The following is a 13,534-nucleotide window of genomic DNA, read 5'->3' as shown; positions in this document are numbered from 1 at the left end:
GATGAAGCTGGGACCGCATCGTCAGCGCCCCAGGTACACTTCGACCACGCGCGGGTCGTTCTGCACATGGGTGATGCTGCCCTCCGAGAGCACGCTGCCCTCGTGCAGCACCGTCACCCGGCTGTTCAGCGCCTTCACGAATTCCAGGTCGTGCTCGACCACCACCACGCTGCGCTCGCCCGCGATGCCCGTGAGCAGCGCCGCGGTCTGCTCGGTCTCGTGATCGGTCATGCCGGCGACGGGCTCGTCCACCAGCAGGAGCTGCGGATCCTGCATGAGCAGCATGCCGATTTCCAGCCACTGCTTCTGGCCATGGCTCAGCAGCCCGGCCAGGTCATGCGCCCGGGCAGTGAGGCCGATCTCCTGCATGGTTTTCTCGATGCGGGCGCGCGCCTCGCCGCGCAGCACCCAGCGGATGCAAGCGATGGGGTTGCGCGGGGCCTTCAGCGCCAACTCCAGATTCTCGAAGACCGTCAGCGCGTCGAAGACCGTCGGCTTCTGGAACTTCCGGCCCACGCCGAGATTGGCGATGGAGGCCTCGTCCATGCGCGTGAGGTCGCGATCGCCGAACTTCACGATGCCCGAGCCGGGCCGCGTCTTGCCGGTGATGCAGTCCATCATCGTGGTCTTGCCCGCGCCGTTCGGGCCGATGACGGCGCGCAGCTCGCCCGGCTCGACGATGAGCGAGAGGTTGTTCAGCGCCCGGAAGCCGTCGAAGGCCACTGTGACGCCGTCCAGATAGAGGCCCTGCGTCGAGATGGCATGCGGCATGGTGGCCAGCGCTTCAGGCTCCATCATGCCTTCCCCTTCCGCCGCCGGACGAGCCCGACCAGCCCCTTGGGCAGCAGCAGCGGCACGGCCACGAAGAGGCAGCCGAGCGCGATGAGCCACAGATCGGGCGCCACCGAGGTCAGCCAGGTCTTCAGCGCATTGACGGAAAAGGCGCCGAGCACCGCGCCCACCAGCGTGCCGCGCCCGCCGAAGGCGACCCAGACCACCGCCTCGATGGAATTGCCCGGGCTGAATTCGCCGGGATTGATGATGCCCACCAGCGGCACGTAGAGCGCGCCCGCCAACCCCGCGATCATGGCCGAGAGCACGAAGACGAAGAGCTTGTGCTGCGTCACGCTGTAGCCGAGGAAGCGCACGCGGCTCTCGGCATCGCGGATCGCGGTCAGCACGCGGCCATACTTGGTCCTGGTCAGCGCCGAGCAGAGCAGGAAGACCACCACCAACGAGACCAGCGCGGCGTAGAAGAGGATGGCGCGGGTGGTGCCGCTGTTGAGCGGTAGGCCCAGCAGCTCCTTGAAGTCGGTGAAGCCGTTGTTGCCGCCGAAGCCCATGTCGTTGCGGAAGAAGGCGAGCATGAGCGCATAGGTCAGCGCCTGGGTTATGATGGAGAGATAGACGCCCGTGATGCGGCTGCGGAAGGCCAGGTAGCCGACCACCAGCGCCAGCAGGCCGGGCACGACGAGCGCCATCAGGAAGGCAAAGGGAAACCAGTCGAAGCCCAGCCAGAACCAGGGCAGCTCGCGATAGCCCAGGAAGACCATGAAGTCCGGCAGGACCGGGTGGCCATAGACGCCGCGCGGCCCGATCAGCCGCATCAGGTGCATGCCGATGGCGTAGCCGCCCAGCGCGAAGAAGGCGCCGTGGCCGAGCGAGAGGATGCCGGCGTAGCCCCAGGCGAGATCGAGCGCGAGGGCCAGGATCGCGTAGCAGATCCACTTGCCGATGATGCTGACCAGGAAGTCCGAGACATGCAGCGGATTGGAGGAGGGCAGGGCGTTCAGCACGGGCAGCAGCGCCAGCAGCAGCACGGCGACCAGCAGGACGATGCGTCTGGTCATCATTGGTCTGCCGCGCGTCCCTTGAGCGCGAAGAGGCCCTTCGGCCGCCGCTGGATGAAGAGCATGATGCCCACCAGCAGCAGCACCTTGGCCAGCACGACGCCGGCATAGGGCTCCAGGATCTTGTTCACGAGACCCAGCGTGAAGGCGCCGATCAGCGTGCCCATTAGCGAGCCGACGCCGCCGAAGACGACGACCATGAAGCTGTCGATGATGTAGCCCGTGCCGAGATTGGGCGAGACGTTGTCGATCTGGCTCAGCGCCACGCCCGCGAGGCCGGCGATGCCCGAGCCGAAGGCGAAGGTCATCGCGTCGACGCGGCCCGTGCGGATGCCCATGGTCGCCGCGATGCGACGGTTCTGCACGACCGCCCGCATCTCCAGTCCGAAGCGCGTGAGCCGGATGGCGGCGAGCGTCGCCAGCAGCACCGCCAGCGCGAAGAGGATGATCCAGGCGCGGTTCTGCGTGATGGTGACGCCGCCGGGCAGCACCAGCGTGCCCATCATCCAGGCCGGGCTGATCACCTCGCGATTCTGCGCGCCGAAGACCAGCCGCACGACCTGCTGCAACACCATGCCCACGCCGAAGGTGAGCAGCAGCGTCTCCAGCGGGCGGCCGTAGAGGTGGCGGATCAGCCCGCGCTCCATCGCCGCACCGATCACGGCCGTGACGAGGAAGGCGACCGGGATGGCGAGCGGCAGCGACCAGGGCTGCAACGCCGGGATGTTGCGGCAGAATTCCTGCACGACCACGGTCGCATAGGCGCCGATCATCACAAACTCGCCATGCGCCATGTTGATCACGCCCATGACGCCGAAGGTCACCGCGAGGCCGAGCGCGGCCAGCAGCAGCACCGAGCCCAGCGAGAGCCCCTGGAAAAAGGTCTCGGCCGCCTGGCGGAGTTGGAGCTTGCGGTCGATCGCGGCCACGGCCGCGTCGATCTCGGCGCCAAGCTCGGCATTGGCGGCACGGGAGGCCAGCAGCAGGTTGCGCGCCTCGGGCGAGGAGGAGGCGCCCAGCGTCGCGATGCCCGCGCGCTTGGCCGCGGCGTCGGCGGAGGCGAGGCGGGAACCGCCGAGGGCCAGCTCCATGCGCTCGCGCACCTGGGCGTTCTGCTCGCGCGCCAGCGCGGCCTCCAGCGCGGGGATGTCCTCGGCGCTGCGGTTGCGCAGGATCGCCTCGGCGGCGCTCAGGCGCTGCGCGGCGACGGGCGAGGCGAGCTGCAAGCGGCCCAGCGCGCCGCGCAGCGCCACGCGGACGCGATTGTTGATGCGGACGGGGCTGGCGCCCTCCGGCACGGCGCTGCCCTGCTGCACGGCGACGCCGCCGTCGGCGAGCTTCAGCAGGCGCGAATCGGCGAGCGCCTGAAGGAGGGGGAGGGCGCGCGCGTCGCCCAGCGCGCCCAGCCGCTCCACGGCCTCGGCCTGCTCGGCGAAGCTGCCGCCGAGGCGGGGCACGAGGCTGTCGAAAGCCTGCGCCCGGGCGGGGCCGAGCAGAAGAAACAGGCCGAGCAGGAGCAACGCCGCTCCATGTCCGACCCTGGCCAGCAATAACGGCAACGCCAACTCAGCACATCCCTTCGAGGATCCGGCCGCAGGCGGCCGGCGCGCCCAGAAGGACCCGCAGGCCAGGAGCGCCAGTCGCGGCGCGAAGCCGAGCGCGCGGAGCGCGCGCCCGGCGTTTGAGGGCAAGAAAAACAAATCGTCGTCAACGACGACGATTTGCGTTCTCAGGAATGAAGGGCGACCAGTTCTCGGCCGGGATCGCCGTCGGCGTCTTGTGGACGATGTTGAACTGGCCGTCGGCCTGGATCTCGCCGATCATCACCGGTTTGGAGAGGTGATGATTGCGGTGCATCTCCTCCTCGAATCCGCAAGGCGCCATCACCTTCTGCCCGTAGAGCTTTTCGCGCACCGCATCGACGGCGGTGGAGCCGGCCGCGGCCACCGCCTGAGCCCACATGCGGAAGCCCGTATAGGTCGCTTCCATCGGGTCGTTGGTCACGCGGCGCGGGTTGTTGATATAGGCGCGCCACATGACCAGGAACTCGGCATTGGCCGGGCCGGGCACGGACATGAAGTAGTTCCAGGCCGCGAGATGGCCGACGAGCGGGCGGGCGTCGATGCCGGCCAGCTCCTCCTCGCCGACCGAGAAGGCCACCGAGGGGATGTCCTCCGCCTTGATCCCCTGGTTGCCCAGCTCGCGGTAGAAGGGGACGTTGGCGTCGCCGTTGATGGTCGAGACGATCGCGGTCTTCTTGCCCTGCGCGGCGAACTGCTTCACGCGCGTCACGATGCCCTGCCAGTCGCTGTGCCCGAAGGGCGTGTACTCCTCCATGATGTCGGCATCGGCGATGCCCTTGGAGTTGAGGTAGCCGCGCAGGATGCGGTTGGTCGTGCGAGGATAGACGTAGTCCGTGCCGAGCAGCGCGATGCGCTTGGCCTCGCCGCCATCCGGCCCGAGCAGGTACTCGACCGCCGGGATCGCCTGCTGGTTCGGCGCGGCGCCGGTGTAGAAGATGTTCCGGCTCTGCTCCTCGCCCTCGTACTGGACGGGGTAGAAGAGCAGGCCGTTCAGCTCCTCGAAGACCGGCAGGACGGACTTGCGGCTGACCGAGGTCCAGCAACCGAAGGTCACGTCCACCTTGGAGACGGCGAGCAGCTCGCGCGCCTTCTCGGCGAAGAGCGGCCAGTTGGAGGCGGGGTCCACGACCACGGCCTCGAGCTGGCGGCCGAGCAGGCCGCCGCGGGCGTTCTGCCACTGGACCATCATGAGCGCGGTGTCGCGCAGCGCCGTCTCGGAGATGGCCATGGTGCCGGAAAGCGAGTGCAGCACGCCGACCTTGATCGTCGCGGTCTGGCCGATGGCGGGCGCCGCCAGGGGGGCGGCCAGGGCGCCGGCCGCGGGGGTGGCGAGCAGGGCTCGCCGCGAAACGGGCAACAGGTTCTTGCGCACGGCATCCTCCGGAAGTGCAACGAGGAGAAAGCTACCGAGGGCGGCGGGGCGCGGGCATGCGAGAGTCGGGAGAATTTGGGGGCGAGCGACGCAGATCCAAATTCGTCCGCACGATCTGAAAGCAACTGCCCAAACCGCAATCAGGTCCGGCCTGGCCAACAAAAAGCCCGGCCTCCTCACGGAGGCCGGGCTTCGTGCGCGCCGGGCAGGCGATCAGCCGCGCTTGTCGAGCGCCTCGTAGTCGCGCGTGTCGGCGCCCGTGTAGATCTGCCGGGGACGGCCGATGCGCTGGCTCGGATCCTCGATCATCTCCTTCCACTGGCTCACCCAGCCGACCGTGCGGGCGACGGCGAAGATGACCGTGAACATGGAGGTCGGGATGCCCATCGCCTTGAGGATGATGCCCGAGTAGAAATCGACGTTCGGATAGAGCTTGCGCGAGATGAAGTACTCGTCGGTCAGCGCGATCCGCTCCATCTCCATCGCCATGTCGAGCAGCGGCTCGTCCTTGATGCCCAGCTCGGCCAGCACCTCGTGGCAGGTGTCCTTCATGATCTTCGCGCGCGGGTCGAAGTTCTTGTAGACCCGGTGCCCGAAGCCCATGAGCTTCACGCCGCTGTTCTTGTCCTTCACCTGCTCGATGAAGGCGGGGATCTTATCCTTGGTGCCGATCTCGCCGAGCATCTTCAGCACGGCCTCGTTGGCGCCGCCATGGGCGGGACCCCAGAGCGCCGCGATGCCGGCCGCGATGCAGGCGAAGGGATTCGCCCCGGTGGAGCCGGCGAGACGCACCGTCGAGGTCGAGGCGTTCTGCTCGTGATCGGCGTGCAGGATGAGGATCAGGTCCATGGCGCGCGCCAGGACCGGCGAGACCTCATAGGGCTCGGCCGGGACCGAGTTCAGCATGTAGAGGAAGTTGGCGGCGTAGCTCAGATCGTTGCGCGGATACACGAAGGGCTGCCCGAGCGCGTATTTATAGGCCATCGCCGCGATGGTCGGCACCTTGGCGATGAGGCGGAAGGCCGCGATCTCGCGCTGCCGCTCGTCGTTGATGTCGAGGTTGTCGTGGTAAAAGGCGGCCATCGCGCCGACCACGCCGCACATGATCGCCATCGGATGCGCGTCGCGGCGGAAGCCGTCATAGAAGCGGCGCAGCTGCTCGTGAACCATGGTGTGGTTCGTGACGGCCTTGCGGTACTGCTCGAGCTGCTCCTTGTTCGGCAGCTCGCCATGCATTAGCAGATAGCAGACCTCGATGAAGTCGCTTTTCTCGGCCAGTTGCTCGATCGGGTATCCGCGGTAGAGCAGGATCCCCTGGTCGCCATCGATATAGGTGATCTTGCTCTCGCAGCTGGCGGTCTCGCCGTAGCCCGGGTCGTAGGTGAAGATGCCCAGGCTCGAATAGAGCTTGCGGATATCCGCGACCTGCGGCCCGAGCGTGCCGCCGAGAAGCGGCATCGAGGCGCTGGCATTGCTGCCCTCGAGCGTGATGGTGATCGAGCCGTTCTTGCTCATGTCAGCAGCCTTCCTCGCAAACTGTTTCGTCCCGATTGGTTCCGGGACCTATGCTGCAATGCAGGATAGGCGCAATGGCGCCCTTGTCTATCGGGGCAACCCTCAACCGGCGGCAGGCGGGCGCAATGCGGCGCGCCGGTTCAGTAGCCGCGCCGCCAATGGGCGGGAGGCTCGAAGCCGCCGGCCCACAGCCCTCGCTGCGCCGAGCGGGCCGCGGCCTCGACCGGGACCAGGGCGGGCAGGGATCCGCCATCGGCCAGCGCCCAGCCCGAGGTGACGAGGGCCGTGTTCAGCTCCACGCCGCCCGCCCGGCAGACGCCCAGCGCGCGGCCGAAGCGGTCCCGGCCCTGGACCCGGCACTCGACCCCGCGCTCGCCGACCAGCCGCGCGAGCTCGGCCGCGGCGGCGGTGCCGCAATCATAAAGGGCACCCTGCTCGTTGGTGCAGAACTGCCCGCGCTCGGGCGCCTCGACGCCGTAGAGGCGGAGCGTGCGGTCGCCGAGGCGGAGGGTATCGCCGTCGACGATGCGGATCTGCGCGGCGGGCGAGGACCATTCCTGGTTGCGCGGCGCGGAGCCCATCAGCTCCGTCGGCAGGCCGAGCACCACCAGCACCCCGCCCAGGACTCCGCTCGCCGTGAGGGCGAAGGCGCGTCCCCAGCGCTGCGGCGTTCGGGCGGTCTGAAAGAGGCGTCGGCGTCGCATGCCGCACTGGTTAACCCAGGCCCAAGGGGGCTGGCAACCCGGTTGTTTCCGGATGTTACGTATCGGCCGCGGCGTGGGTTTTCCAGAACGGGCCGGCCTTCTTCAGCGCCTTCCAGGCGACGATGGAGGCGATCCGGCTGCCCTCGGCGCGGCCCGCCGCGAAGCCCGTCACCGTGCCGATGGCGAAGCTGCCGGCGCCGCGCCCGGCCAGCCGCGCGGCGAGGCCGCGCGCCACCGTGGCGTCGTTGGCGAGGCCCAGTGCCTCCTGGAGCGCCGCCAGCCGCCGGGTGAAGCGCTTCGAGGCGCGGCCGGGCCAAAGGGCGGAGAAGGGCTCGGCGGCGTAGCGCAGCCGCTTGGCGTCGAGCCGCATCTCGTGCAGCGCGGAGGCGTCCAGCCCGCTCATCGCGGCGCCAGCGCGCTTCAGCCGGCGCCAGCGCTTGCGCAGCAGCTCGGCCGCGAAGGGGGCCAGCGGCTGGTTCGGAACCTCGTGCGGGCGGATGAGCGCGAGCTGCAGCCCGAGCCAGACGGTGCGGCGGAACTCCTCGCCCGCGAGCAGCCGGCCGAGCGCCGCATAGGCCGCGTCGCGCTCGCGCAGGGCGGCACGCAGCAGCCGCTTCAGGCGGATGTCGCCATCCAGCGCCTCGAGCGTTCCCGCGCCGATCCCGCCCAGGAACACGTCCCAGTCGCGGGCCGAGCCCAGCGCCCGGGCCAGGTCGCCGAGCTGCGCGTCCCAGGCCCGCCAGTCAGGCCCGTCCACCACCGGGCGGAACAGCTTCAGGATGGAGCGCAGCCGGCGGATCGCGACCCGCGACTGGTGCACGCCGCGCGGCCCCTGCTCGAGCCGGCATCGCGGCGTCTCGGCCAGCAGGACGTCCTGCAGATGGGCCATCGCGGCGAGAAACGCCGGCTCGACGGATTGGGCCCCGGCGAGGCTGGGCGGGCCGGAGCGCCGCGGGCGGGGCGCGCGGTCCTCGGCCAGCGCCAGGGCCTCCTCGGCCAGGGAGGCGCCGGCTGGCAGCAGGGGCAGGGTGCGGGCCAGCTCGGCACCGAGGCGCAGTAGGTCGGGCGCCTCGCCCTCCAGCACCAGTCGGCCGACTTTTCGGCGCAGGGTCTGGCCAGCCCCCGGGGCCTCGATGCGTCCCTCGATCCAGGTCACGCCTTCGGCCAGCTTGGCGCGGCGCCCGACGAAGCGCGCGACGGGCAGGGCGGCCGGGTCGGGCCCGGCCGGCTCCGGGGCCGGCCAGGTGCCCGGCCACCAGCATCCCTCCCGGGGCGGCAGCGGCTGGACGGCCTCCCAGGCGCGGCGCCGGCGCTGCAGCAGGGGCGCGCCCGCGTCTTCCGCCCGGCCCTCGGGCCGGAACCAGGTCACCGTCTCCGCCTGCCAGGCCGGCGCGGCAGAAAGCAGGGGATGGGCCGGACAGCGCGGCGGGGAAGTGCCGAGGGCGAGTTCGAGGATCAGGCGGCGACCTCCGGCAGGTCGCGCGGGGCCAGGAAGCGCACGAGCCGTCCGCCGCCTTCGGCGAGCTTGCCCCAGGATCCGGCGACGGTGAATTCGGCGAGCGCCCCGGTCGGATAGCCCTCGGCCAGGCGGCGCGCATGCGGCCCGCCCAGCGCCGCGCCCGCCGGGCCCATCATCGCGAGTCCCAGCTCGTGCATGCCTGGATTGTGGCCGATCAGCAGCACCGAGCGCGCCGTTTCCGGCACCCGCTGCAGCGTCTCCAGCAGGCGGGGCCAGGGGGCGAGGTAGAGGTCGTCCATCACCTCGACGAGCGGCCCGCCCTCGATCGGCTGCAGCGCCTCCAGCGTCTGGAGCGTGCGGCGCGAGGAGGAGACGAGCACGACGTCCGGCACGAGGCCGAGCTCGCGCATCTGGTCGGCCATGGCGGCGGCCGCCATGCGGCCCCGCGCATTGAGCGGCCGGGAATGGTCGGAAAGGCTCGCATCGTCCCAGGAGGACTTGGCGTGGCGAAGCAGCAGGAGCTGGCGCATGGCGGCCGCGATCATGCCATGGCGCGGGCGTTCTGTCCCGCCCCAGGGACGGCAGGTTGCGGGAAACGGCTGGCGGGCCGATCTAGCATCCCATGAGGACCATGCTTCCGGCCATCCCGCGCCGTCTCTTTCCCATGCTGGCGGCGACCCCGGCGCTGGCCCAGCCGGCTCCCGCCCCCGGCCCGGCGGGGGCGGGCTACCGTTGGCGCGTCATGCGCAACGGCACGCATATCGGCAGCCACGAGGTGAGCTTCTCGCGCCGGGGCGCCGATCTGCTGACGCTCTCCGAGGTGGTGGTGACGCCGCGCGTCCTGGGCGTCGTCGTCTATCGCTTCGAGCATCGCTACATGGAAGTGACGCGGGAGGGGCGCTTCGTCTCCGTGGCCTCGCGGCAGAACCGCAACGGGCGCATCGTCGACGTGCAGGCCGAGGCGACGCCCCGCGGCGTCGCCATCCGCGGCTCCGAGGGGGAGCGGATGCTGCCGGCAGAGGCCGTGCCGCTGTCCTGGTGGGAGCCGCAGCGCTTCGGCGGCGCCGTGCCCGTCTTCGGCACCACGACGGGCCGGCTCATGGACCTGCGCTGGACGCGCGAGGCCATCGCCGGCGGCGGCACGCGCTGGCGCTGCGCCGGCGAGGTGGATGCGGTGCTGGACTTCTCCGCCGACGGCCGCTGGACCGCCTACCAGGTGACCGGCGACGACGGCAGCACCGTGATGTACGAGCGCGCGGGATGACGGATGCGTTGCGCGTCGTGCTGGGAGACCAGTGCTCGCGCAGCATCGCGGCGCTACAGGATCTCGACCCCGTCCATGACGTGGTGCTGATGATGGAGGTCGGCGCCGAGTGCACCTATGTCCGCCATCACAAGCAGAAGATCGCGCTGGTCCCCTCCTCCATGCGCCATTTCGCGCGGGCGCTGGCGGCGCGCGGGGTCCAGGTGGACTACGTCCGGCTCGACGACCCGGACAACAGCCAGAGCTTCGGCGGCGAGATCGGGCGCGCCGTGGAGCGGCATCGCCCGGCGCGGATCGTCGCTACCCATCCCGGCGAGTTCCGCGTGCTCGAGGAGATGGAGGGCTGGGAGGCGCGGCTCGGCCTGCCTGTGGACATCCGGGAGGACACCCGCTTCCTCGCCGGGCTGGCGACCTTCCGCAACTGGGCGTTCGGGCGGCGCGAGCTGCGCATGGAGTATTTCTATCGGGGCATGCGGGAGGCGACCGGCCTGCTGATGGAGGAAAGCGGGCCGGCGGGCGGTGCCTGGAACTTCGACGCCGAGAACCGCAAGCGCCTGCCCAGGGGCCTGGTGCCGCCGCCGGCGCCCCGCTTCGCGCCGGACGCCATCACGCGCGAGGTGATGGCGCTGGTCGAGGCCAGGTTCCCCGATCACTTCGGCGGCCTGGAGGCCTTTGCCTGGCCGGTGACCGCAGCCGAGGCGCAGCGCGCGCTCGCCGATTTCGTGGCGCATCGCCTGCCGCATTTCGGCGACTACCAGGATGCCCTCGCCGAGGGCGAGGCCCATCTGTTCCACGCGCTCCTCTCGACCAGCCTGAACATCGGCCTGCTGCTGCCCTCCGAGGCCTGCGAGGCGGCCGAGGCGGCCTGGCGGGCCGGCACGGTCCCGCTGAACGCGGCCGAGGGCTTCATCCGCCAGATCCTCGGCTGGCGGGAATATGTGCGCGGCCTCTACTGGCTGAAGATGCCCGCCTATAAGGAGACGAACGCCCTCGGCGCCAACCGGCCCCTCCCGGCCTTCTACTGGACCGCGCAGTCGGGCATGCGCTGCATGGACAGCGCGATCGCCCAGACGCGCGACCTCGCCTATGCCCACCACATCCAGCGGCTCATGGTCACCGGCAACTTCGCCTTGCTCGCCGGGATCGCGCCCGCGGCGATCAACGAATGGTACATGATCGTCTATGCCGATGCCTTCGAATGGGTGGAGCTGCCCAATACGCACGGCATGGCCCTCCATGCCGATGGCGGCATTCTGGGCAGCAAGCCCTATGCGGCCGCGGGGGCCTATATCAACCGGATGGGCAACCATTGCCCACGCTGCCGGTTCGACGTGAAGGCGAGCTCGGGCGACCGGGCCTGCCCCTTCAACATGCTCTATTGGGACTTCATCGCCCGTCATGCCGAGCGGTTCGCGGCCAATCCGCGGATGGCGATGCCGCTGGCGGGCCTGCGCCGGATGGAGCCCGGGAAGCTGGCCGCGGCCCGGGAGGGGGCTGCCCGCTTCCTGGAATCCATGGCATCCGCCTATTGACCCGCGGCCGCATCGCGGCGCCCCCCATCCCCCGCCAGGAGTTCAACCCATGACTGACAGCCGACGCCGAAGCCTGCTTCTGGGCAGCCTCGCCGCGCCCCTCCTGGCGGCGCCCGCCTATGCCCAGGGCTGGCAGCCCGCGCGCCCCGTGCGGATGATCGTGCCGATCGCGCCGGGCGGCGCCAACGACATCATCGCCCGCATGATCGGCGAGCGGCTCTCCGCCGTGATCGGCCAGACGGTCATCATCGAGAACCGGCCGGGCGCCGGCGGCAATATCGGCGCGCAGGCCGTGCTGCAGGCCGAGAAGGACGGGCTGACCTGGCTCTTCACCTCGGCCAATGTGCTCACGGCCAATACCTATCTCTACGGCAGCCGCATGCCCTTCGTGCCGCTGCGCGACTTCACGCCGGTCACGCGGGTCGGCGTCGGCACGCTGCTCTGGGTGGTGAACGCGCAGCGTCCCTGGCGCACCTTCCAGGAGCAGATCGACTTCGCGAAGGCCAATCCGGGCCGCGTGACCATGGGCAGCAGCGGCACCGGCGCCATCAGCCATCTCTACTTCGAGAAGGTGAAGCGCGAGACCGGCACCGACATGACCCACGTGCCCTATCGCGGTGGCGGCCCCGCCATCCAGGACCTGATGTCCGGCAATATCGACATGATGTTCGACGTGATCCCGGCCCTGCTGCCGCATGTGCGCGAGGGCCGCTTCCGCGCGCTGGCCGCGGGCTCGGCCAGGCGCATCGACTACGTGCCCGAGCTGGCCAACGTCCCCGCCATGGACGATCTGCTGCCGGGCAAGGGCATCGACGCGCTGAACTGGTGGTCCGTCGTCGCCGCGACCGGCACGCCGGAGCCCGCCGTCGCCGGCATGCATGCCGCGCTTCAGCGCGTGCTGGCGCAGGAGGAGGTGAAGCAGCGCCTCCTGGGCCTCACCGTCTTCCCGCTGGTGGACGAGAACCCGGCGGCCTTCGGCGCCTTCTGGCGGGCGCAGGTTCCGGTCTGGCGGGAGCTGGTCGAGGCGTCCGGCGCCACGGCCGAATAGTCCGCGCGCCTTCAAGGGAGCCCGGGCAGGCGCATCGCGGCGGCGCCTGCCCCGGCCTTTCCGGCGCCGCTCCGCGGACCGCGCGCCGGAGATGGCGGGGATGGCGCCTCGTGGGAGGCTGTCCTGCGTCGCGTTTCGTGCGAACCTCGCGCGATCAGGAGACGATCCTGAATTCGGAGGAACCTCGCCGATGATCGTTACGCCGCGCCGCAGACTCCTGCTCGGCAGCCTCGCTGCGCCCTTTCTGGCGGCGCCCGCCCATGCCCAGGCCTGGCGGCCCGGCCGCCCCGTCCGGATCATGGTGCCGATCACGCCCGGCGGCGCGACCGACATGATCGCGCGCATGATCGGCGAGCGGCTCTCGCCCATCCTCGGCCAGGCGGTCGTCATCGAGAACCGGCCGGGCGCGGGCGGCAATATCGGCGCGCAGGCGGTGCTGCAGTCGGAGAAGGATGGCCTCACCTGGCTCTTCACCGCGGCCAATGTGCTGACGGCCAATCCCTATCTCTATGGGGCGCGCATGCCCTTCGATCCCGTGCGCGACTTCGTGCCAGTCTCGCGCGTGTGCCTGGGGACGCTGCTCTGGGTGGTGAATTCGCAGCGCCCCTGGCGGACCTTCCAGGAGCAGATCGATTTCGCCAAGGCCAATCCCGGCCGCATCACCATGGGCAGCAGCGGCACCGGGACCAGCGCCCATCTCTTCTTCGAGAAGGTGAAGCGCGAGACCGGCGCGGACATGACGCACGTGCCCTATCGCGGCGGCGGGCCGGCCATCCAGGACCTTGTCGCGGGCAATATCGACATGATGTTCGACGTGATCCCCGCCCTGCTGCCGCATGTGCGCGAGGGCCGCTTCCGTGCGCTCGCGGCCGGCTCGGCCAAGCGCATCGACTATGTGCCCGAGCTCGCGCATGTCCCGGGCATGGACGAGGTGCTGCCGGGCAAGGGCATCGACGCGCTCAACTGGTGGGGCTTCGTGGCGGCCCGCGGCACCCCCGCGCCCGCGATCGCGGCGATGCATGCCGCGCTGCGCGACGTCATCGCGCAAGAGGATCTGAAGCGCCGCCTGCTGGAGCTGACCGTCTTCCCCATGGCCGACGAGACCCCCGAGGCCTTCGGCGCCTTCTGGCAGGCTCAGATTCCCGTCTGGCGGCAGCTCGTCGAGGGCTCGGGCGCGACGGCCGGGTGACGGCTTCCCCGGCCGGGC

At 70.4% G+C, this 13,534-nt stretch carries 12 protein-coding genes; 4 read left to right on the top strand and 8 right to left on the bottom strand.

Going from position 1 to position 13,534, the window contains the following annotated elements; all coding sequences use genetic code 11:
• Positions 1 to 21 precede the first annotated feature (21 nt).
• From urtD to EJV46_RS04675, 8 genes are all read right to left on the bottom strand, one after another.
• Positions 22 to 798 carry an urea ABC transporter ATP-binding protein UrtD gene (gene urtD / locus EJV46_RS04710; protein ID WP_131547421.1) on the bottom strand — a complete coding sequence of 259 codons (777 nt, stop codon included), beginning with the start codon at positions 796 to 798 and terminating at the stop codon, positions 22 to 24.
• Entirely contained in the window at positions 795 to 1,850 is a 1,056-nt protein-coding gene (gene urtC, locus EJV46_RS04705; protein ID WP_240782399.1) for an urea ABC transporter permease subunit UrtC, read from the bottom strand. Before urtC ends, urtD begins: the two co-directional genes overlap by 4 nt.
• Positions 1,850 to 3,370 (bottom strand): urea ABC transporter permease subunit UrtB, encoded by a 1,521-nt coding sequence (urtB, locus tag EJV46_RS04700; RefSeq protein WP_131547419.1) that lies wholly within the window; start codon positions 3,368 to 3,370, stop codon positions 1,850 to 1,852. The genes urtC and urtB overlap by 1 nt, the downstream gene beginning before the upstream one ends.
• Before the next feature lie 187 nt (positions 3,371 to 3,557).
• A complete protein-coding gene (urtA, locus tag EJV46_RS04695; protein ID WP_206020701.1) occupies positions 3,558 to 4,805 on the bottom strand; it encodes an urea ABC transporter substrate-binding protein in 1,248 nt (415 codons plus the stop codon).
• Positions 4,806 to 5,018: 213 nt separating this feature from the next.
• Entirely contained in the window at positions 5,019 to 6,320 is a 1,302-nt protein-coding gene (locus tag EJV46_RS04690; RefSeq protein WP_131547418.1) for a citrate synthase, read from the bottom strand.
• A 140-nt stretch (positions 6,321 to 6,460) separates the two neighbouring features.
• The gene (locus tag EJV46_RS04685) at positions 6,461 to 7,024 is read right to left on the bottom strand and encodes a thermonuclease family protein (RefSeq protein WP_131547417.1); all 564 of its coding nucleotides are present in this window, start codon (positions 7,022 to 7,024) and stop codon (positions 6,461 to 6,463) included.
• Positions 7,025 to 7,079: 55 nt separating this feature from the next.
• Complete coding sequence (locus tag EJV46_RS04680; protein ID WP_131547416.1) at positions 7,080 to 8,393, bottom strand: CHAD domain-containing protein; 1,314 nt, start codon at positions 8,391 to 8,393, stop codon at positions 7,080 to 7,082.
• An 86-nt stretch (positions 8,394 to 8,479) separates the two neighbouring features.
• On the bottom strand, positions 8,480 to 9,013 hold the full coding sequence (locus tag EJV46_RS04675) for a histidine phosphatase family protein (protein ID WP_131547415.1): 534 nt from the start codon (positions 9,011 to 9,013) through the stop codon (positions 8,480 to 8,482).
• Between the two features lie 92 nt (positions 9,014 to 9,105).
• Between EJV46_RS04675 and EJV46_RS04670 the strand changes: the two genes are divergently transcribed.
• The 4 genes from EJV46_RS04670 to EJV46_RS04655 all read left to right on the top strand — a co-directional run bounded on the left by EJV46_RS04670 (position 9,106) and on the right by EJV46_RS04655 (position 13,516).
• Positions 9,106 to 9,747 (top strand): DUF6134 family protein, encoded by a 642-nt coding sequence (locus tag EJV46_RS04670; protein WP_131547414.1) that lies wholly within the window; start codon positions 9,106 to 9,108, stop codon positions 9,745 to 9,747.
• A complete protein-coding gene (locus tag EJV46_RS04665) occupies positions 9,744 to 11,279 on the top strand; it encodes a cryptochrome/photolyase family protein (protein ID WP_131547413.1) in 1,536 nt (511 codons plus the stop codon). The genes EJV46_RS04670 and EJV46_RS04665 overlap by 4 nt, the downstream gene beginning before the upstream one ends.
• Positions 11,280 to 11,328: 49 nt before the next feature.
• Positions 11,329 to 12,327, top strand: a complete 999-nt coding sequence (locus EJV46_RS04660; protein WP_131547412.1) for a tripartite tricarboxylate transporter substrate binding protein — start codon at positions 11,329 to 11,331, stop codon at positions 12,325 to 12,327.
• 190 nt (positions 12,328 to 12,517) lie between these two features.
• Positions 12,518 to 13,516 carry a tripartite tricarboxylate transporter substrate binding protein gene (locus EJV46_RS04655; protein ID WP_131547411.1) on the top strand — a complete coding sequence of 333 codons (999 nt, stop codon included), beginning with the start codon at positions 12,518 to 12,520 and terminating at the stop codon, positions 13,514 to 13,516.
• Positions 13,517 to 13,534 lie beyond the last annotated feature (18 nt).

Source organism: Roseococcus sp. SYP-B2431 (assembly GCF_004336745.1).
Classification (GTDB): Bacteria; Pseudomonadota; Alphaproteobacteria; order Acetobacterales; family Acetobacteraceae; genus Roseococcus.
The sequence above is the reverse complement of the archived record's forward strand: the minus strand, read 5'-3'. Positions and strand labels throughout refer to the sequence as shown.

What these genes read in the sequence shown, in the direction of transcription:
- EJV46_RS04660 (WP_131547412.1), top strand. Translation starts at nt 11,329, where the DNA reads ATGACTGACAGCCGACGCCGAAGCCTGCTTCTGGGCAGCCTCGCCGCG.
- urtC (WP_240782399.1), bottom strand. Translation starts at nt 1,850, where the DNA reads ATGACCAGACGCATCGTCCTGCTGGTCGCCGTGCTGCTGCTGGCGCTG.
- EJV46_RS04685 (WP_131547417.1), bottom strand. Translation starts at nt 7,024, where the DNA reads ATGCGACGCCGACGCCTCTTTCAGACCGCCCGAACGCCGCAGCGCTGG.
- urtD (WP_131547421.1), bottom strand. Translation starts at nt 798, where the DNA reads ATGATGGAGCCTGAAGCGCTGGCCACCATGCCGCATGCCATCTCGACG.
- EJV46_RS04665 (WP_131547413.1), top strand. Translation starts at nt 9,744, where the DNA reads ATGACGGATGCGTTGCGCGTCGTGCTGGGAGACCAGTGCTCGCGCAGC.
- EJV46_RS04690 (WP_131547418.1), bottom strand. Translation starts at nt 6,320, where the DNA reads ATGAGCAAGAACGGCTCGATCACCATCACGCTCGAGGGCAGCAATGCC.
- EJV46_RS04675 (WP_131547415.1), bottom strand. Translation starts at nt 9,013, where the DNA reads ATGCGCCAGCTCCTGCTGCTTCGCCACGCCAAGTCCTCCTGGGACGAT.
- EJV46_RS04670 (WP_131547414.1), top strand. Translation starts at nt 9,106, where the DNA reads ATGAGGACCATGCTTCCGGCCATCCCGCGCCGTCTCTTTCCCATGCTG.
- EJV46_RS04655 (WP_131547411.1), top strand. Translation starts at nt 12,518, where the DNA reads ATGATCGTTACGCCGCGCCGCAGACTCCTGCTCGGCAGCCTCGCTGCG.